This window comes from Bifidobacterium thermophilum (genome assembly GCF_002846655.1).
Classification (GTDB): Bacteria; Actinomycetota; Actinomycetes; order Actinomycetales; family Bifidobacteriaceae; genus Bifidobacterium; species Bifidobacterium thermophilum.
Window position 1 is genome coordinate 255713 of record NZ_PCGX01000001.1, and the last position, 20397, is coordinate 276109.

The window sequence follows — 20397 nt, forward strand, 5'->3', positions numbered from 1 at the left end:
GAAATCATCACGGAAACGAACATTTCGATTGTTCGCATGTGACGCCACTCACATTCCTGCGCCCGCGGAAAAAGCCTGATACAGTCGTGCGGGCAGGGATGCGGAGGTGTTAACCGAACATCTCTGCACTCGCTGCGGAGAGGAAGTTATGGCAACCACCACCCAGCTGATTTCACCATCATCCACCCGCCCGTCCGGCGCCGCGCCCGTCGCGCCGAATCCTGCGGCCCGCACCCCGAGCCGCCTTGACAATCGTTGGATGCGCGCGGTCGTCCCCGCGCTGCTCATCCACATCTCCATCGGCACGGTCTACTGCTGGAGCGTGTTCAAACAGCTTATCGCCGACCAGATGCACGTCGCGCCGAGCACCATCGAATGGGGCTTCTCGCTCGCAATCTTCTTCCTCGGCATGTCCGCCGCGTTCTTGGGACCGGTCGTGGAAAAGGACATCCGCCGCTCCGCACTGATCAGCCTGGTCTGTTTTGTCGCCGGATTCGCCGGCACGGGTGCAAGTATCGCCGCCGGCTGGCTTCCCGGCGTGTTCATCTGCTATGGCGCGATTATGGGCGTCGGTCTGGGCGTCGGATATCTCACGCCGGTCAAGAACCTCATGCTGTGGTTCTCCGACAACAAAGGCCTGGCCACGGGCATCGCGGTCGCTGGCTTCGGCCTCGCCAAGGCGATCGCCAGCCCGGTGATGACCTGGCTCATCGCCTCCGTCGGTCTTGTGAACATGTTCTACGTGCTTGCCGTGGTGTACGCGATCATGATGTTCGCCGGATTCCTGCTGATTCGCCGTCCCGCAGGCTACGTGTACTCCGCCGCCGCGCGTGTCAGGCGTCGCACGGTGATGCGTCGACCCGTGTTCTGGGCGATCTGGCTTGCCTTCTATCTCAATATCACGTGTGGCCTCGCGCTGATTTCGCAGGAAAAGGACATTCTGCATGATGCGCTTGCGGTGATGCCGCGCTTCGCCGGGCTTGATGCTGCTGCGTTTGCGACTGCGACCGCCGGCGTAATCAGCACGGTGCTGGCGGTTGACGCGGTGTTCAACGCGGTCGGCCGACTGGGCTTCTCCACGCTGTCCGACCACTGCCGTCGCCGTGAAACCAGCTACGTGGTGATTTTCGTGATGTCGGTCGTCGTCTGCCTGCTGCAAGTGGTGTTCCATTCGATTGACAACGGCACGTTGTGGATGATTCTCGTGATGCTGTTCTTGGTCAACGCGGGGTACGGCGGCGGTTTCTCCACGCTGCCGGTGCTGTTGGAGCAGCATTTCGGCATGTCTTCGGTTTCGACGGTGCACGGGCTCGCGTTGAGCGCATGGGCGTTCGCCGGATTGTCCGGCAATCAGCTGGCGTCCTTCGTGGTCACGCACGCCGCCGACCAATCGCACCGCTACGCTGGCCTGATTCCGGTGCTCGCCGTGTTGTACGCGGTCGCATTGGTGGCAATCCTGCTGGTCATGCGTGATCGCAAATCCGCGGATGACCGCGATGTCGTGAACGTTGCGGTGTGAATAGTGTGAATGCTCGAACTGGCGCCGGTGGCCGCTCGCGGTCGTCGGCGCTCGCCCGGTAACAACAGACAGGCCGTCTGCACCCCGTACTTTGCGGGATGCAGACGGCCTGCCGAATATGTGAAGCGTTTTCCGCGCGCTGTTTGGGCTGCGAAAACCGCAAGCGGTGTCAGCGGTACACGGCGAAACCGGCGGTGAAGCTGATCTTCTTCTGCACGGCGAGGGCCAGCTGCAGGAATCCGAAGGCTTCGAGTTCGCGTGCGCGCTTCAGAGAGCCGGTGTCGATGGCGTCGAGGCCGCCCGCTTTCACCAGGTCGATGAACGCGGTCTTGGCGGCGTCGTCATCGCCGGCGACGAGCACGGTGGACTGGGTGTCGCCGGTCTTCTTGGAGGCGATATTCGCAGCGAAGACGGTGTTGAACGCTTTGAGCACGTGCGACTTGGGGAGTTTCGCTTGCAGTTCGGCGGCGGCGGAGCTGTCCGCCGGCACGACGAGTGAATCGAAGGTGGAGAAGTCCAGCGGGTTGGTGATGTCGACGATGGTCTTGCCTTCCAGCTGGTCGCCGTACTGCTCGGCGATGGACGCGAGGGCCGGGTAGGGAACGGCGAGCACGACGATGTCGCCCTCGATGGTCGGGTTCTCGGAGTGCGAATCGAGCGACTGGACGGTTGCGCCGGCGTCCTCGAAGACGCTCTTGATTGCGGTTCCCATGTTGCCGGTGCCGAAGATCGTGATGGTTGCCATGGTGGTTCCTTTCGTGTCGGCGGATGTGTGCCGCCCGCTGTGTTTCTGGTTGCGGTGTGTCCGCGGTGGTCTTGCGTCCACTGTGTTGGCCGCATTGCTTGTGCTCGCTTGTTGTTGCTTGTGTCCATCGCATCCGTGTGTGTGATGCTGCGGAACAACTAACAATTTGTTAGCGTTGAGATGATGCTACCACTAACTTTTTGTTAGCGCATACGGCGTGTCGTCGGTACAATGGATGGCATGACTTCCTCTGAGAACCCGAAGAATCCGCATCATTTCAACGTTTTTGCTGCGGTGTGCCCGTCGCGCAAACTATTGAATGACGTCACGCGCCGCTGGAGCATCCTTGTGCTCGCGTCGCTGCTGGATGGGTCGTTGCGCTTCGGGCAGATTCGTGAGCGGGTTGATGGCATCAGCGACCGTATGCTGTCCGCGACGTTGGGTGCGCTCGCTGAGGATCGGTTGATTGCCAAGGATGACGCCGCCGGCACGTATTCGCTGACCGAGCCGGGGCGCCAGATTGCCCGGCAGAGCTTGGAATTGTTCGACAGTCTGTATCTCGCGCTTGATGAAATCGTCGATGCTCGGTAGGCGGGGGATGATGTAGCTGGTTCGTCGGCTGGGGTGGCTGGTGTGGCTGCGCCGGGTGGTGCGGCGGTGTCGGATGGTGCGGTTAGCTAATTTCATGATTGCCGGCGCCATTGTGTGAGGAATTCCTCGCACAATGACCATCTTCCCGGTCAGACTCCTTCCTCTGGACTGCCTTCCCGGTCACTGTGTGAGTCGATCCTCGCACGATGCCCCTTGGGCTGCTTCTGCTGGCTGGTTCTGTTGGTTGTGGGTGTCGATGTGTGAGTCGATCCTCGCACGATGGCGACTTTCCTGCACGAATCGCGCTCCCGGGGCCACTTGTGCCGTCAGTGTGTGAGTGAATCCTCACACGATGACCTCCGGCACGGCCGACTCTTCTTCTCTGGGCTGTCCGGCAGATCGTTGTGTGAGTGAATCCTCGCACGATGGCCTTCCTCCTAGGAAAACTCCCTCTCTGGGCTGCTTGACCGGCCACTTTGTGAGTGAATCCTCACATGATGATCCTCTAGCACCTTCTGCTGGCTGGTTCTGTTGGTTGTGGGTGTCGATGTGTGAGTCAATCCTCGCACGATGGCGACTTTCCTGCACGAATCGCGCTCCCGGGGCCACTTGTGCCGTCAGTGTGTGAGCCAATCCTCGCACGATGGCCTTCCTCCTGGGAAAACTCCCTCTCTGAGCTGCTTGACTGGCCACTTTGTGAGTGAATCCTCACATGATGATCCTCTAGCACCTTCTGCTGGCTGGTTTAGGTGGTTGGCGCTGTCACTTTGTGAGTGAATCCTCACATTCTGCCGCTTGGACTTGATCCGTCCTCGTTTGCTCTCTGTCCCGTCTGCGCCCTGCCCGTCCGCGCGCCCCGGCCGTCTGCTCCCCGCCCGAATTGCGCACTCAGCTTCTCTTAAGGCATATTTGCTAGCGTCAATATTTGACACCGTAAAATATGAAGGGTATAAACGATGCAGATTGATGTCGAGACGCTCCTGCCCACGCAATAGTGTCCGCGTCAATGCAAAGACACCCGCACCAACGCCAGAAAGGAGACCGGATGGCATTCGAAGATGACGCATTCGAGCGAATGCACAAAATCATGACCGATGGCAAATCGGCCATGATGGAAAACATGAATCGTGTCCATCGCGGTGAACCGGCGGTTATGCGCGTACTCGCCATCAAAGGGGAGTGCACGCCCAGCCAGCTCGCCGATGCGACCGGCAACAGTCCAGGCCGCATTTCTGCGATTCTGTCGGCACTGGAAAAGAAGGGTCTCGTCACCCGCGCCATCGACCCGGATAACCGCAGGCATGTCATCGTGCGCATCACGCCGGAAGGCAAACGGCTCGTCAAGTTGCACAAACAAGCCATGGACGACCGCATGCGCTGGGTGTTCGGGCAGATGGGGGAACGGCGCACTGAGCAGTTCCTTGACCTGCTGACACGGTTCATCACCTACATGAGCCTGTGCGGGCCGGACGATCCTGTCCCAGGCGAGGCCGCCATCGCAAAAGCCTTCGAGCGTGCCGGCATCCCCTACGACCCTGCGACGGACCGCGTGAATGTCGCTGCCCAAGCTGCCCAAACCGCCCGCGTCGCTGCTGCCGCACCGCATCCGGGTGACACGCCAGACGATACCGCTGCAGACGACGACCCCGCGGACACCGTTCGCGTCTCCGCATAAGCGCCGAGACGCCGGGACACCAGAACACCAAGACGCCAGGGCGACCGACCCGCTTGCCCGCGCCCACCCAGCCCCAGCCGGTCAGATCCGCTCAGCTCGGCTCAGTCCAGCCCGGCTCTCCTGCCGCATCACGGCCTCCCGCTTTCCGGCTACGTCGCAAACCGGCGCACCAGCCGCAACACACGTTTCCAACCAACGTCCCCGAAAGGACCAATTGTGATACGAATCTGCAAATACCTCTCCAAGGCCGAATGGTTCCAGCTGTTCGTCGGCCTGCTGTTCATCGTCGCCGGCGTCTGGCTCCAGCTCAAGCTGCCCGACTACATGGCCGACATCACCCGGCTCGTGGAAACCCCGAACAGCGAAATGCACGACGTGTGGGTCGCCGGCGGCAAGATGCTCGCCGTGGCGCTCGGCGCCATGCTCACGACCGTCGCCGTCGGTTTCATCACGGCTCGCGTCTCCGCATCCTTCACCCAGCGTCTGCGCTCCATGCAGTTCCGCCGCGTGGAGTCCTTCGGTCCCGAGGAGCTGAACCGCTTCTCCACTGCGAGCCTTATCACCCGCTCCACCAATGATGTCACCCAGATCCAGATGTTCCTCACTATGGGCCTGCTCATGCTCGTGCAGTCGCCGATCATGGCCGTGTGGGCAATCGCCAAGATCGCCGGCAAAGGTGTCGAATGGACGGCCGCGACAGGCGTGTCGCTCGTGCTGGTCATGGGCGCCGTCGCCATCATCATGGCCATGGTCATGCCGAAATTCCGCAGCATGCAGGCCCTGACCGACAACATCAACCGTGTGGCCCGCGAGAACCTCACCGGCCTGCGCGTGGTGCGCGCCTACAATGCCGAGGACTACCAGCAGGGCAAGTTCGACAAGGCGAACCGCGACCTGACCGAAACCCAGCTGTTCACAAACCGTGCCATGTCCATCATGATGCCGCTCATGAACACGGTCATGAACGGCCTGACCCTCGCCGTGTACTGGATCGGCGCGTACCTCATCGACGCGGCCGGCCTCATGGACAAGCTCACGCTGTTTTCCAACATGGTGGTGTTCTCCAGCTACGCCATCCAGGTCATCATGAGCTTCCTCATGATGAGCATGGTGTTCGTGCTGTGGCCGCGCGCGGACGTCTCGGCCAAGCGCATCCTCGAGGTGCTCGACACCGAGCCGCATGTCACCGACGGCACGCGCACGGAGGGTGCGAAGAACGCGGACGGCACACTGGTGCGCGGACGTGTGGAATTCCGCGACGTGAGCTTCACCTACCCTGATGCGCGCGAACCCATGCTCGAACACGTGAGCTTCACCGCACAGCCCGGCCAGACCGTCGCCTTCATCGGCTCCACCGGCTCCGGCAAGACCACGCTTGTGAACCTCGTGCCGCGCTTCTACGACGCCACCGACGGCCAGGTGCTCGTCGACGGCGTGGACGTGAAGGACTACACCTTGCAATCGCTACGCGACAAGATCGGCTATGTGCCGCAGCAGTCCGTGATGTTCAAGGGAACCGTCGCCTCGAACGTGGCGTTCGGTGACAAAAGCCAGGCCGGCGTACTGCCGGCGGGCGAGAGCATGGCGGACGTCGAGATCGCCGACACCTCCACCCCGCAGGGGCGTGCACGCGAAAAGGCGCTGCTCGCGGAATCCGAGCACGGCACTACGCTGAGCGAGGCGCAGATGGAAGACGTACGCCAGGCCGTGGCCGTCGCGAAGGCCGATGAATTCGTCACCCGCATGGACGGCACCTACGAGGCGCCGATCGCCCAAGGCGGCACGAACGTGTCCGGCGGGCAGAAGCAGCGCCTGTCGATCGCGCGGGCCGTATGGCGGCACCCTGAAATCCTCGTCTTCGATGATTCCTTCTCCGCGCTTGATTTCCGCACCGACCACGATGTGCGCGAGGCGCTCGCCCACGAGGCCGGGGACGCGACGAAACTCATCGTCGCCCAGCGCATCGGCACGATCATGGACGCCGACCGGATCATCGTGCTCGACCAAGGGCGCGTCGTGGGCCAAGGCACGCACAAGGAACTGCTGCGTGACTGCGAAGTCTACCGCCAGATCGCCGAAAGCCAGCTGAGCGAAGCCGAACTCGCCTCCTGACGCCGCCGGCGCGTGGCACAACCGGCGCGAATCGCCGGAGCTGCTATCTTTCTTAGCTTTCCTGAAAGGAACATTCACATGCCAGGACCAATGGGTCACGGGCCGGGAGCCCGGGGCGCGGCCGAAAAGCCGCAGGATTTCAATGCCGTCATGGGCAAGCTCGCGCACTACAGCAAACGCTACCTGCCCGCCATCATCATCGCGCTCGTTCTGGGCGCGTTCGGCACGGTCTGCCAGATCGTCGGACCGGACAAGCTCAAGGACATCACCAACGAGATCACCAAGGGCTTGCCCGCCATCGTGCACGGCAGGCCGGTGCTCAACAGCATCGACCTGGACGCCGTCACTCATATCGGGTTCACCCTGGTCGCGCTGTACGTCGGGTACGCGCTGCTCAGCTACGCGCAAAGCTGGATCATGGCCACCATCAGCCAGCGGACCGCGCAAAGCCTGCGCGACGACATCTCCAAGAAGATCAACCGCCTGCCGCTGCGTTACTTCGACAACACGAGCTACGGCGACGTGCTCAGCCGCATCACCAACGATGTCGACGCCATCGGTCAGACGCTGGGGCAGAGCCTCGGCGCGCTCGTCACGTCGATCACGCTGTTCGTCGGCGCGCTCGTCATGATGTTCGCCAACAACGTCACGCTGACGCTGACCGCCATCGGCGTGAGCATCATCGGTCTCGTGCTCATGATGCTCATCATGCGCTTCTCGCAGAAGTACTTCGCCCAGCAGCAGCTCGCGCTCGGCCAGACCAACGGGCACGTGGAGGAGATGTACGCCGGTCACGTGATCGTCAAGGCCTACTCCGGCGAAGCGGATTCGATCCGCCAGTTCGAACGCTACAACGACAGCCTGTACGAATCCGGATGGAAATCGCAGTTCCTGTCGGGCCTCATGATGCCGTTCATGACCTTCATCGGCAACCTCGGCTACGTGGCCGTGTGCGTGGTCGGCGCGGCGCTCGCGATGGACGGTCGCATCGAGTTCGGCGTCATCGTGGCGTTCATGATGTACATCCGCCTGTTCACGCAGCCGCTCGCCCAGTTCGCGCAGGCCATGCAGAACCTGCAGCGGTGCGGTGCGGCGTCGGAGCGCGTATTCGGCTTCCTCGGGGAGCCGGAAATGGGTGTCGACGCGACCGGCAGCTTCGCCGAGCATCGTGCCCAAATCGAGGCGGCACAAGGCCATGCGCATATGAGCGATGCGCTGGGCGACCGTGCTCGCGGCGACGTGGACTTCGACCACGTGCGCTTCGGCTACAAGCCCGACAAGCCGGTCATCCATGATTTCAGCGCCAGCGTGAAAGCCGGGCAGAAAGTCGCAATCGTTGGGCCGACGGGCGCCGGCAAGACCACGATGGTCAACCTGCTTATGCGCTTCTACGAGCTGGATGGCGGCGAAATCCGCATCGACGGCGTGCCGACGGCGTCCATCCCGCGATCCGAGGTGCATCGCCAGTTCTCCATGGTGTTGCAAGACACCTGGGTGTTCCAGGGCACTGTGCGCGACAACATCGTGTACGACAAGCAGGGCGTGACCGACGAGCAGGTACGGGCCGCCGCGAAGGCTGTGGGGCTTGACCGCTTCATCGAGTCGCTGCCTGAGGGTTACGACACGGTGCTTGACGACAAGGCCGCGTTGTCTGCGGGACAGAAGCAGCTGCTTACGATTGCGCGCGCGATGGTGCAGGATGCGCCGATTCTGATTCTCGACGAGGCGACATCGTCGGTGGATACGCGTACCGAGGAGCTCATCCAGAAGGCCATGGACCAGTTGACTGTTGGCCGCACGAGCTTCGTGATCGCGCACCGCCTGAGCACGATTCGCAACGCGGACATGATTCTCGTCATGAACCACGGCGACATCATCGAACGTGGTACGCATCAGGAACTGCTCGACAAGGGTGGCTTCTACGCCGACCTGTACAACAGCCAGTTCGCTTCGCTTGTTGCGTGAGGCGAGGCTGGCCGGCGTCGGAGCTGAGTGGCTCGCGTGACGCCGGCGCTTGCCGTGTGAGGATTCGCTTGCACAATGCGCACTTGGCGACTGAAAATCAACCCGCCACACATCCCACGCACCGCACTTTGTGAGGATCCACTCACACAACGGCACCCACAACCGCCGAATTAACCCACAACCCGCCCGCTAACACCCACTTTGTGAGGATTGGCTCACAAAGTGGGGGTGCAATCGAACCAACACGACGATTCGGCTCGTCCAGGTACCGCCGTGTGAGGATTGGCTCACAAACCGGGTGGTTGGGCGCCCGGAACCGGCAGGTTGGCGGGTGTGGATGACGTGTTGTGTGAGGATTGGCTCACAAAGTGGGGGTTGCGCGTCCGGAATCGGCGGTCTGACAGTCGCGGATGACGTGTTGTGTGAGGATTCACTCACAAAGTGGGTGGTTGGGCGCCCGGAATTGGCGGACCGACAGTCGCGTCTGGCGTGTTACCCGGCGTCTCGCATTTGACGTCGTTTCCATCGTCCCTTATTATCACTTAGCCGCTAAGTGATAATAAGGGACGATATTATTATCAGTTACAGGATAAGTGATAATGAGCGCGAATCGGATGTCGCTGAAATGGCGCTACCGATAGTGTGAACACAGGTAGCGTGAACACAGGCGAGAGGAATGCGATGACTGCCACCAATGCAAGCCGCCCCGCCGGCGACGGATCGCACCGCGCGACGACAGGCGCCGTGAAGAAGCCGGGCATCAAGGCCCAGAACACCAAAGCTCAGAGCATCTTGTCTTTTGGTGATGCAGATAGCACCGGGACGTCTGCGGATGCCATGCCTACTGCGAACATCGCGCAGACCATACCGCCGATGGACGCTGCGCAACCTGCTCCTCCGGAGCCGTGCCGCGTGCCCCCAGTGGAGCTCGAAGGGCACTACTGGACCCCATCGGATGACGGATACTATTCGCGCACCGCGCGTTGCAAAGCGTCAGGAAACTACTATTCCACCCGTCCGGCGCGTATCGCGGCAATCGGCCTGACGATTCCCTCCGATCTTGCTGCCGACCTCGACGAAGCGACGCAGCAGCTCGTGGCATTCGACAGTCGCGCCGCCGAACGGTTCAGCGCTGGCGGGCGTACTTTGGGCCCGCTGTCTGCGGTGCTGCTGCGAACCGAGTCCACGTCATCGTCGCGTATAGAAAACCTCACCGTGGGTGCGCGACGCCTTGCGCGAGAATCGCTTGACGGCTCCCAGGGAGGCAACGCCGCGCTGGTGGTGGGCAATGTGCGGGCCATGGAAACAGCGCTCGAATTCGCCCAGAATCTGAGTGAAGCGAATATTCTTGCGATGCATTCCGCGTTGTTGGGCGGCAACGACGAGTGGAAAGATCGCGCGGGCCGGTACCGCGACCAGCTGGTATGGGTGGGTGTCAGTTCCGCCGGTCCGCGCGGTGCCTCGCATGTGGCCCCGCAGCCTGACCAAGTGCCGGATTGTATGGCCGACCTGGTCGCCTTCATCGACCGCGACGACTTGCCCATTCTCGCGCAATGTGCCATCGCACATGCGCAATTCGAGACCATTCATCCGTTCATTGATGGCAACGGGCGTGTGGGTAGGGCGCTGATTCACGCTATGCTGCGCGGCAAGGGCTTGACGTCGACCATAACGCCGCCGGTGTCCGCCGGGATTTTGCATGATACTGAGCGGTATTTCGATGCGCTCACTGCGTACCGGGAGGGCGACGCGCGGCCGATTCTGGAGTGTTTCTCGTCTGCCGCGCGATACGCTGCGCACACGGGGACGGAACTTATCGACACCTTGAGCGCGATTCTCGATGATGATGCCGACCGGCTGCATGGCCTGCCGTTGCGGCGCAACGCGCTTGGCTGGAGGCTGTTGCCGCTGGTGGTGGAGCAGCCGGTGGTCAATGTGCCGTATGTCGCGCGGGTCTTGGGCGTGTCGGCAGCTTCGGCGACGCGTGCGGTGGACCAGCTTCAGCGCGCCGGGGTGCTGGTGGAAGTGTCTGGCGGCAAACGTGGGCGGGTCTGGGAGGAGCGTCGCGTTCTGGATGCTCTGGACGAATACGCCGAGATGATTCGGCGGCAGTAGGGGCGTATCGGTCTGCGGTTGTTGCTGACCATTCCCGTAGGAGTTGCGGCCGTAGGCGTGTCGGAAGTCGTTTACGGTTGGCGGCGTGTCTATCCCCGTAGCCGTTGCGGCCGTAGGCGTGTCGGAAGTCGGCGCCTGGCAGCCCGTGTATGCCGTCAGTGTGGTGTTGTGTGTGTCTTGGCATGCGTGAGCCGCCGGGTGCCGGCAGATTCTGCAGTTGTTCTGCGCCTTCCGTCTGGTTGTGTATGTCTGGGCATGCGTAACTTGTCGAATGCCTTGGATTGGAAACGATTGGGCGCGGGATTCCGCGCGTTGTGTATGCCGTTGCATGCGTCGCGTGTCGAATGCTGATGCCGGATGGCGGTGTGGTTGTGGTTCTGTCAGGTTGCGTATGTCGGGGCGTACGCGGCGAGGCGGATGGTACGTAGCTGGGGTTACTTGGCGGACTTTTCTTGCGAGTTGTGTATGCCGTGACATGCGTGATTTGCCGGGTGTGTGCTTGGTGGCTTGCTGGTTGTTGGGGTTCTGTCCAGTCGTGTATGCCTTGGCATGCGTAACCCGTCAGATGTCCTGGACTGGAAGTCAATCGGTATGGGATTCCGCACGTCGCGTATGTCTTGGCATGCGCGATGTGCCGGATTGCGTCTGATATCGCAGCCGATGACGGGGTCCGTCGGATGGTGCATGCCCGCACATACGGGACCCAGCTGATTCGCCCGCCATTGGTTGTGCCGGGCGTTGTGTGAGGATTGGCTCGCATGGTGGCGCTTCTGACCATTAATGTCGGTTCGTAGTAGGGTTCAAGGGTCGGTATGTGAGGATTGGCTCGCAATCTGGCGGGGTGGGCGGTTCAGGTTTGGTGTTTTGGTTTGGTCGGGGGTCATCGTGTGAGGATTTGCTCGCATGGTGGCGCTCCCGGCCATTGATGCCGGCTCGGAGCAGAAGCCCGGGGGCAGTATGTGAGGATTGGCTCACATTGTGGCGGTGCCGGTGGTTTCAATCGTGCGGTTTGCCTGTGCCGAGAGCCGTTGTGTGAGGATTTGCTCGCAATCTGGCGGGTTGGGTGGTCGGGTTCGGCGGTTGGGCTTGTCGGGAGGGGTCATCGTGTGAGGATCTCCTCGCACGGTGGCGGTGCTGATGGTTCGGGTCGTGTGGTCTGGTCGGTGAGACGGTCGTTGTGGCACCCCGTCCACGCCCGCGTTGCCGACAACCGCACGTACTCCCGCGTCAATACGCCGGCAACATGATGGTCACCTGAAGAGCCCGCGCCCGAAACCTTCACACCTCCTCAGAGCAACCCAGCAAACCCGCACAATTCCAACGATTTCGCCCACGGTGTCCACATTGTGGACATAAATCGTCTCAGGATGAGGTTATCGAAAAGTTCAATATAAGGACAAGCCATTTACATATCCGCAATCCTCGCGTATAAAAGGAACCCAGCAATAGATTGAGACGAGGTTTACTCGAGTAAGGCCAAAAGCCCGAAGAACCTTTGCCTGACGGCGTTTGACGGATTCACCCGATCACGTGTCGCGCGCGTCTGTGGCATTCAGAATCAGCATTTCATGCAACATTCTGACGAATTCTCACGATTATTCCCAGAATCTTTTGTAGAGAGGAAGATTCCTGATGAACGCAAAGTTCTTCGGTAAGACGACCGCTATCGCAGCGGCCGCGGCCATGATGATGTCCATGGCGGCCTGCTCCGGCGGCAGCATGGATGATTCCAGCAACTCCGCCGGCGCAGCCAGCGGCAACACGATCACGCTCGGCAGCATCACCACGAATTCCGGCACCGCCGCAGCCTACGGCGAGGCTGAGCTCAAGGGCTTCAAGCTGGCCATCAGCGAGATCAACGCCAAGGGCGGCCTGAACGGCAAGAAGATCAAGCTGGAAAGCATGGATGACAAGGGCGATGCCACCGAAGCGTCGAACGCCTTCAACAAGCTGGCCGGCGACAACAGTGTGCTCGCCGTGCTCGGCCCGACGATCTCCTCGACCACCGCGGCCGTCGCCCCGCTGGCCGACCAGTCGAAGCTCCCGGCGATCGCGCCGGCCGCAACCTCCGACTCCATCGCCACCGGCGGCTACCTGTTCCGCACCTGCTTCAAGGATTCCTACCAGGGCGAGATCGCGGCCAAGTTCGCCGCCGAGACTCTGAAGGTCAAGAAGGTCGCCGTGCTCTACGGCACCGGCGATCCGTACTCCTCCGGCGTGGGCAAGGCCTTTGCCGCGGCGGCCAAGAAGGCTGGCCTCGACGTGGTTGACGAGGAGAATTCCTCCAGCGCCGACGACACCGAGTACTCCTCGCAGCTGCAGAAGATTCAGGCATCCGGCGCCGAGTTCCTGTATGCGCCGTACTACTATTCGGTCGCTGGCCCGTACATCATCCCGCAGGCTCGTTCGCTCGGCTACAAGGGCTACGTCATGGGCCCCGATGGCTACGACGGCCTGAAGCTCACCGGCGACAAGTCCCAGTACGACAAGGTGCTGTACACCACGCACTATTCGCCTGACGACACCTCGAACAGCAAGGTGCAGGACTTCATCAAGTCCTACAAGAAGGCCAACAACAATCAGGAGCCGAACACCTTCACCGCACTCGCGTACGATTCCGTGTACATGTTCAAGCAGGCTTACGAGAAGGCCGGCAAGAACCCGACCCGCGAGCAGATTCGCAACGCGATCGCCGGCATGTCGTTCAGCGGCGTGACTGGCAAGTTCACCCTTGATAAGAAGGGTTCGCCGAACAAGTCCGTTATCGTCCTTGAGCTCAAGGATGGCAAGCCGACGTACCGCACCACCATCCAGCCGTCCACCAAGTGAGGCTGACCGCTGTGCGCACCGGGGATCTTGCGGATTCTGCAGGTTCTGCTGAGCCCGTGGAATCCGGGGATTCCAAGGCGTCGCACGGCATGTAATCCCGTATGAAGGAGAGGGTCGTTTTCGGCCCTCTCCATTCGCGTACTAGCCGCCTTTTCAGGTGGCGTTACGCGGACATCCATTTTCTTTTAACCCACACAGCGAATCGCTGGTTCGGTCATTGGTTTAGCCACTGATTCGCATACACACACATACACACACATTCACACACATTCACACACACGAAAGGAGGAATGATGAGCGGTTTCGTCATGTTCATCAGCCAGATTTTCAACGGCCTGAAGATTGGCAGCGTGTACGCGCTCGTGGCGCTCGGCTACACGATGGTCTACGGCATCATCCGACTGCTGAACTTCGCCCACGGCGACTTCATCATGATCGGCGCCTACACGCTGATGCTCAGCATTCCAGCACTCGCCGTCATGGGCTTGCCCGCATGGACGGCTGTCATTCCCGCAACCTTGGTCTGCGCGCTGGTCGGCGTGCTCGTCGAACGCCTGGCATACAAGCCGGTGCGCGAGAAGGGCAACAGCATGACCGCCCTGATCACCGCCATCGCCATGAGCTTGCTGCTTGAAAACGGCTCACAGGCGATTTTCGGTGCTGACTACAAGACCGTCCCCACTATCGTTTCCATTCCGACCCTGACCATCGGCCAGCTGAAGATCGACGGCGCGACGATCGTATCTATCGTGCTCGGCGTCATCATGATGGTCGCCATGCAGCTGTACGTCAAGCGCACGAAGCAAGGCAAGGCCATGCGCGCGGTGTCCGAAGACAAGGAAGCATCCCTGCTCATGGGCATCAACGTGAACGGCACGATTACCCTGACCTTCGCCATCGGCTCGGGTCTCGCCGCCATCGCCGCGCTCATGTACTGCGTGTCCTACCCGCAGGTCTCCCCGACAATGGGCATGATGCTCGGCCTGAAAGCCTTCGTTGCGGCCGTGCTCGGCGGCATCGGTTCGATTCCTGGCGCCATGGTCGGCGGTTTGGCGATCGGCCTGATCGAAAGCCTGACGAAAGCCTATATCGGCACGATTACCGGCGGCGTGATCACGTCCGCGTTCTCCGACGCGATCGTGTTTGCGATCCTCATCATCGTGCTGCTCGTACGCCCGTCCGGCCTGATGGGCGAGCCTGAGACGGAGAAGGTGTGACGATGAAGAAATCCGCGCTTTCCATGAAACAGTCCTATATCGTGTGCGCTGTGGGTATCGCCGTGCTGTTCGGCCTGCTGATGGCGGTATGCGAATCCGGGGCCGCGAACACGTATATCAAGGGCATTCTGATGACCTGCTGCATCGCGATCATCATGACCACATCGCTGAATCTGACGGTCGGCGTGCTCGGCCAGCTGACACTCGGCTGCTGCGGCTTCGAGATGATCGGCGCCTACTCCGCGGCCCTGCTCAGCAAAATGATTGTCGCCAAGGGCATCGCGATGGACCCGACCGCTCGCTTCCTGCTCACGATTTTCGTGGGCGCTGTAATCGCTTGCATTTTCGGTATTCTGGTCGGTATTCCGGCGCTGCGTCTGCATGGCGATTACCTGGCGATTATCACCCTCGGCTTCGGCGAGATTATCCGCGTCGTGCTGCAGAACATCCCCGCCGCCGGCGGTGTCGGCCTTGATAAGGGCCAGGCCGGTCAGGCGCTTATCGGCATCGACCGTATCGCCAACCTGTACGTGGTGTTCTGGATCACCGTGATTACTGTCGTGCTGCTGTTCATGTTCGCGCGTTCCCGCTATGGCCGTGCGGTCAAGGCGATTCGTGACGATGAGATCGCGGCCAGCGCATCCGGTTTGAACGTTACGTACCTCAAGGTGCTCGTGTTCGCGATTTCCGCGTTCTTCGCAGGGCTCGCCGGCGGCATTTACGCGCAGTACATGGGTTCGCTCACCCCGGCGTACGCGGGCTGGCTGCAATCCACGAACTACGTGATCATGGTCGTGTTCGGCGGCATGGGTTCGCTCACCGGTTCGATCCTGTCGGCTATCGTGCTCACGATTCTGCCGGAGGCGCTGCGCGCGTTCTCCGACTATCGCATGCTCGCCTACTCGGTGGTGCTGGTCGTGTTCATGATCTTCCGCCCGCAAGGCATCTTCGGTTCGTGGGAGTTCTCGCTGCCGAAGCTCATCAACCGCATCATCTACCGCAACGGTCGTGGCGGTGCGGCGAAGGCGGCCATCGCGGCAGAAACCGCGGAATCTGGCGACGTGACTGCGACAGCGGCCGCAACGGAAACCGCGGAACCCGCCGGAAAGGAGGCGTGAGATGGCTGAACAACCGATTCTGCGCGCCGAACATCTCGGTATCACCTTCGGCGGCCTGCGCGCTGTCGACGATTTCAACATGACCATCAACAAGGGTGAGCTTGTAGGCCTGATCGGCCCGAACGGCGCCGGCAAGACGACCGTGTTCAACCTGCTCACCGGCGTGTACAAGCCCACCGACGGCGAATTCTGGCTGGACGGCGAGAAAATGAACGGCAAGAAGACCTACCAGGTCGTGCGCGCCGGCATCGCCCGAACCTTCCAGAACATCCGCTTGTTCAAGCAGATGACCGTCGAGGAGAACGTGCTTGTCGCGTTCAACGAATCCTTCAGCTACCATATGGGCGGCGCGATCTTCCGCACCCCGCGTTTCTGGCGCGAGGAACGCGAGATGCACCAGAAAGCCATTGATTTGCTGCGGATTTTCAAGCTCGAAGGCCTCGCCCAGACGCAGGCGGCGAACCTGCCGTACGGCGCCCAGCGCAAGCTCGAAATCGCGCGTGCGCTTGCGACCGGCATGAAGCTGCTGCTGCTTGACGAGCCGGCTGCCGGTATGAACCCGACCGAGACCGAGGATCTGCTCGAATGCATCAACACGATTCGCGACCGGTTTGGCATTGCGATTCTGCTGATCGAGCATGATATGAGCCTCGTGATGAACGTGTGCCAGCGCATCCAGGTGCTTGATTACGGGCGCACGATCGCATCCGGCCTGCCTGAGGAGATTGCGCACAATCCGCGCGTGATTTCCGCTTACCTCGGCAGTGACGAGGATGAGGATGACGCAGCTGATGAGGCTGAGGGCGATGCGGCTGCGGACGGTAACGCGGCTGATGGCAAGGAGGAGCACGATGCTTGATATCAAGAACCTGAGCGTATCCTACGGTGCCATCGACGCGGTCAAGGACATCAGCCTGCACGTGGATGACGGCGAGATCGTGTCGCTGATCGGTGCGAACGGCGCCGGCAAGACCACGACCCTGCACACCATCACCGGGCTGGTGCCGGCCAAATCCGGCAGCATCATGTTCAACGGTCAGGACCTGCTGAAAACCAAGGCGAACAGGATTGTGACCCTCGGCATGGCGCACGTGCCTGAAGGCCGCCACGTGTTCACCCGCATGAGCGTGCAGGAGAACCTGGAGATGGGCGCGTACAGCCTCAAGGACACCTCGCATGTGGCTGAGGATCTGGACAAGGTGTACACGTATTTCCCGCGGCTCAAGGAGCGTCGTCGCCAGCTGGCGGGCACGCTTTCCGGCGGTGAACAGCAAATGGTCGCGATGGGCAGGGCGATGATGAGCCGACCGAACACCATTCTGATGGACGAACCGTCGATGGGCTTGTCGCCGAAGCTGGTCAAGGAGATTTTCCGCATCATCGAAAAGCTGCACGATGAAGGCATCACTGTGTTGCTGGTCGAGCAGAATGCGAAAATGGCTCTGTCGATTGCCGACCGCGCGTATGTGCTGGAAACTGGCCGCATCACCATGGAAGGCAAGGCCAGCGATCTGCTCCATGACGAGAAGGTGCGCAAGGCGTATCTCGGTGCGTGAGTGCCGTTTGCGCTTGATGGTAGGCGCAGGCGTGTGAGGGGGAGTGACGGGGATCCTAACGTGGGTTCCGGTTACTCCCCTTTGCTGTTGTTTGGGGGTTGTTTGGGTATTTGGTCGGTTGAGGTCGGTTGGGGTTGCCGATTCTGTCCGTGGCGTGACTGCCCGGTCGCACCACGTCGCGCTACTGCTTGCACACGTCAACCCAGTCGTCGGCGCCGGAGACGTCGTAGAGTTCGTCAGGCGTGAGTTTCACCGCGCTGTGGTCGTCGCCGCCCGCGGGGTAGACGGTGTCGAATTCGCGCAGGCTGCGGTCGAGGTAGACGCGCACGCCGTCCTTGATGCCGAAGGGGATCATGCTCGCCTTGCTGTGGAAAGTGGCCTTGTACTTGCGGTTGTCGACGCGCGCGGTGCCTTTGGTGACGATGATGATTGGCTGACCGTCAAGCAGGAACGACAAGGATTTCGCGATGCGTTCGGGTTGCGTGCCGAGCGCCTGTGCCGCTTCGGCGACAGTGCCGCTGGCGGCTTCCAGCACGATGATTCGATCGCCGTACCCGTGTGATGCCAAATAGTCGTGCGCGTTGTCGAAAGACATGCCTGCTCCTTGTCTGTGGTTGTGTGGTGCCGGGTGCTTGGGTGCGTGGCCGGTCGGGTGCGGCGCGATGGCCGAGCATACCCCCGTGCCTGCAACCGTTTGCATACATACTGTTGTATGCCGAAAATTGGCCTGTCGTGTAAAGTCACGGTGAACGGAATGTTGTTGTAGACACGCCGGCGAATCCGTTATTTGTGAAGATTTTCAATTCGTCAAACGTTTGACTTAGGGGGTAGAAGCAATCGTTTGCATGCAAAGGGTGTATGATGGAACTACTTTGCAGGTTCGTTGGTGAGCCAGTGAAGAACGAAGAACCTTATTGTAAGGAGAGATTATGAAGAGTGTTCAGAACGCACTGAATCGTCGTAAGAAGGGCGAGAAGGGCTTCACGCTGGTGGAGCTGCTCGTCGTGGTCATCATCATCGGCATTCTGGCCGCTGTGGCTGTGCCGATTTACCTGAACCAGCGTAAGTCCGCGTGGCGTTCCTCGGTCCAGTCCGATGTGAAGAACGCGTCGCTCGCACTCGAGACCCTTTCCACCGAGCACAACGGAGCGTTGGACGCTAACTGGGCCCAGACTGACTGCACGAATCCGCACTGCACGGTAGGCTCAGAGACGATTACAGTCTCGAAGGACAACCATCTCAAGATTACTATTGATGCGACTAATAACAAGTACACCATCGAAGGGTGGAACACGAATCTTGGTGGAAGTGCTGGCAGCCCGAATGTGACGTACTCCTCTGACAGTGGCACGCTGTCCAACAACAACTGATAATCCTCAGTTGGGTTGGAGTGTGCGGCAGTTTGTCGCATAAGTAAAACCCTTATTGAGAGTTGGTTTTTTGCGAGAGATTCATCGCAAAATCCAATTTCTCATTCAAGGTAATCAATAACCGAAAATATGACTTGGCCTGTGCGCCGCATAGCGAGCAGGCCAAGTCATTTCATGCAACACGAGTGCCGAGCGGTAGCATCGGCAACCGATTCGCTACCGTTCGTAAGCTTATGTGGCTGTGGGAGACCGTGCCTCTGCCGTATCGAGGGGTTTCGTCTAACAAATGCCATTGGCAATTCAGCGGGTTTCTAGCTCGTATCGAGCTGGCAATGGGAGTATATTTAGTTATATCTTGAGTTATCCTATGGCGGATTGCCCAAGACAAGAAGAGAAATTGTTCTAGGGAGAGCAAAATGAAGAGTGTTCAGAACGCGCTGAACCGTCGTAAGAAGGGCGAGAAGGGCTTCACCCTGGTGGAGCTGCTCGTTGTGGTCATCATCATCGGCATCCTCGCCGCGGTGGCCGTCCCGATCTACCTGAACCAGCGTAAGTCCGCGTGGCGTTCCTCGGTGCAGTCTGATGTGAAGAACGCATCGCTGGCCATTGAAACTGCTTCAACGAATGCGAATGGGCAGATCAAGAACTTCACAGACATTCCGAATGCTACGACGAAGACGCAAATTATGGATGGCTCTACTGCCACCGGCGAAGAGTTCACGGTGAGCAAGGACAACCATATCAGCGTTGATTTCAAGAGCGATAACACCTATGAAATCAAGGGTTGGAACACCAACCTTGGTGGATCGGCCAGTGACCCCGATGTGACTTACGACTCCGCGACCGGCTCTTTGTCCTGACTTTGATACCGCTGGTCCGGCAGCCATGTGAGGTACATGTGTATCGCTGACTAGCACTCCTTATTCCGAGGTTTGGCCCCGCACGTGTTATGGCGTGCTGGGCCAAACTGTATTTAGTCGGCTTTTGCAGTCACCGGCATTGCCGCCGAATCCGGTTGCCGGACTCAGTCGCCAAGTAAGGTCGCCGGCGAAATATGTATGCTGCCCGCCAGCATCACGACACGCCGCGCATAGTGGAAGCAGCGTTTCGTCAAACGTTTGATGTGAGGAAACGGCAATCGTTTGCATTGTCAGGGTGTATGATGGAGTTACTTTGCAGGTTCGTTGACGAACAGGCAGAGGTTGAAGGACCTTATTGTAAGGAGAGAATCATGAAGAGTGTTCAGAACGCGCTGAACCGTCGTAAGAAGGGCGAGAAGGGCTTCACCCTCGTGGAGCTGCTCGTCGTGGTCATCATCATCGGCATCCTCGCCGCTGTGGCCGTCCCGATCTACCTGAACCAGCGTAAGTCCGCGTGGCGTTCCTCGGTCCAGTCCGATGTGAAGAACGCATCGCTCGCACTGGAGACCATTTCCACTGAGAACAACGGCAAGATTAAGATCCCAACCGGCGGTCTGACATGCAACGCACCGTCTTGCGTCATTAGCGTCAATGCTACCACCGGTGAGTTGGCTACTGGGGGTACAACGGGTGAGACAATCACTGTTTCTAAGGACAACGGACTG

At 60.2% G+C, this 20397-nt stretch carries 16 protein-coding genes; 14 read left to right on the plus strand and 2 right to left on the minus strand.

The window, feature by feature from the left end:
• Positions 1-259: 259 nt before the first annotated feature.
• A complete protein-coding gene (locus tag CQR48_RS00995) occupies positions 260-1519 on the plus strand; it encodes an OFA family MFS transporter (RefSeq protein WP_101451696.1) in 1260 nt (419 codons plus the stop codon).
• Positions 1520-1688: 169 nt separating this feature from the next.
• Here the strand turns inward: CQR48_RS00995 and CQR48_RS01000 are convergent, their stop codons facing one another.
• Entirely contained in the window at positions 1689-2264 is a 576-nt protein-coding gene (locus CQR48_RS01000) for an NADPH-dependent F420 reductase (RefSeq protein WP_101451670.1), read from the minus strand.
• Positions 2265-2504: 240 nt separating this feature from the next.
• On the opposite strand from CQR48_RS01000, the gene CQR48_RS01005 reads away from it, so the two are divergent.
• From CQR48_RS01005 to CQR48_RS01050, 10 genes are all read left to right on the plus strand, one after another.
• Positions 2505-2855, plus strand: a complete 351-nt coding sequence (locus CQR48_RS01005) for a winged helix-turn-helix transcriptional regulator (RefSeq protein WP_244898865.1) — start codon at positions 2505-2507, stop codon at positions 2853-2855.
• Between the two features lie 1045 nt (positions 2856-3900).
• On the plus strand, positions 3901-4530 hold the full coding sequence (locus tag CQR48_RS01010; RefSeq protein WP_015449684.1) for a MarR family winged helix-turn-helix transcriptional regulator: 630 nt from the start codon (positions 3901-3903) through the stop codon (positions 4528-4530).
• 216 nt (positions 4531-4746) lie between these two features.
• On the plus strand, positions 4747-6642 hold the full coding sequence (locus CQR48_RS01015; RefSeq protein ID WP_101451672.1) for an ABC transporter ATP-binding protein: 1896 nt from the start codon (positions 4747-4749) through the stop codon (positions 6640-6642).
• A gap of 90 nt (positions 6643-6732) precedes the next feature.
• Positions 6733-8607, plus strand: a complete 1875-nt coding sequence (locus CQR48_RS01020; RefSeq protein WP_180334494.1) for an ABC transporter ATP-binding protein — start codon at positions 6733-6735, stop codon at positions 8605-8607.
• Between the two features lie 681 nt (positions 8608-9288).
• Positions 9289-10722 carry a Fic family protein gene (locus CQR48_RS01025; RefSeq protein WP_101451674.1) on the plus strand — a complete coding sequence of 478 codons (1434 nt, stop codon included), beginning with the start codon at positions 9289-9291 and terminating at the stop codon, positions 10720-10722.
• Between the two features lie 1632 nt (positions 10723-12354).
• A complete protein-coding gene (locus tag CQR48_RS01030; RefSeq protein ID WP_101451675.1) occupies positions 12355-13551 on the plus strand; it encodes an ABC transporter substrate-binding protein in 1197 nt (398 codons plus the stop codon).
• Positions 13552-13844: 293 nt separating this feature from the next.
• Positions 13845-14768 (plus strand): branched-chain amino acid ABC transporter permease, encoded by a 924-nt coding sequence (locus CQR48_RS01035; protein WP_015449691.1) that lies wholly within the window; start codon positions 13845-13847, stop codon positions 14766-14768.
• Between the two features lie 2 nt (positions 14769-14770).
• On the plus strand, positions 14771-15886 hold the full coding sequence (locus tag CQR48_RS01040; RefSeq protein ID WP_101451676.1) for a branched-chain amino acid ABC transporter permease: 1116 nt from the start codon (positions 14771-14773) through the stop codon (positions 15884-15886).
• A gap of 1 nt (position 15887) precedes the next feature.
• The gene (locus CQR48_RS01045) at positions 15888-16745 is read left to right on the plus strand and encodes an ABC transporter ATP-binding protein (RefSeq protein ID WP_101451677.1); all 858 of its coding nucleotides are present in this window, start codon (positions 15888-15890) and stop codon (positions 16743-16745) included.
• On the plus strand, positions 16738-17442 hold the full coding sequence (locus CQR48_RS01050) for an ABC transporter ATP-binding protein (protein WP_029576101.1): 705 nt from the start codon (positions 16738-16740) through the stop codon (positions 17440-17442). The genes CQR48_RS01045 and CQR48_RS01050 overlap by 8 nt, the downstream gene beginning before the upstream one ends.
• A gap of 181 nt (positions 17443-17623) precedes the next feature.
• Here the strand turns inward: CQR48_RS01050 and CQR48_RS01055 are convergent, their stop codons facing one another.
• Positions 17624-18037 (minus strand): YbaK/EbsC family protein, encoded by a 414-nt coding sequence (locus CQR48_RS01055; protein WP_101451678.1) that lies wholly within the window; start codon positions 18035-18037, stop codon positions 17624-17626.
• Between the two features lie 334 nt (positions 18038-18371).
• Between CQR48_RS01055 and CQR48_RS01060 the strand changes: the two genes are divergently transcribed.
• The 3 genes from CQR48_RS01060 to CQR48_RS09265 all read left to right on the plus strand — a co-directional run.
• Positions 18372-18812 carry a type IV pilin protein gene (locus CQR48_RS01060; protein WP_101451679.1) on the plus strand — a complete coding sequence of 147 codons (441 nt, stop codon included), beginning with the start codon at positions 18372-18374 and terminating at the stop codon, positions 18810-18812.
• 416 nt (positions 18813-19228) lie between these two features.
• Complete coding sequence (locus CQR48_RS01065; protein WP_101451680.1) at positions 19229-19672, plus strand: type IV pilin protein; 444 nt, start codon at positions 19229-19231, stop codon at positions 19670-19672.
• Positions 19673-20043: 371 nt separating this feature from the next.
• The coding region (locus CQR48_RS09265; protein WP_244898866.1) for a type IV pilin protein at positions 20044-20397 on the plus strand (354 nt) is incomplete at its 3' end.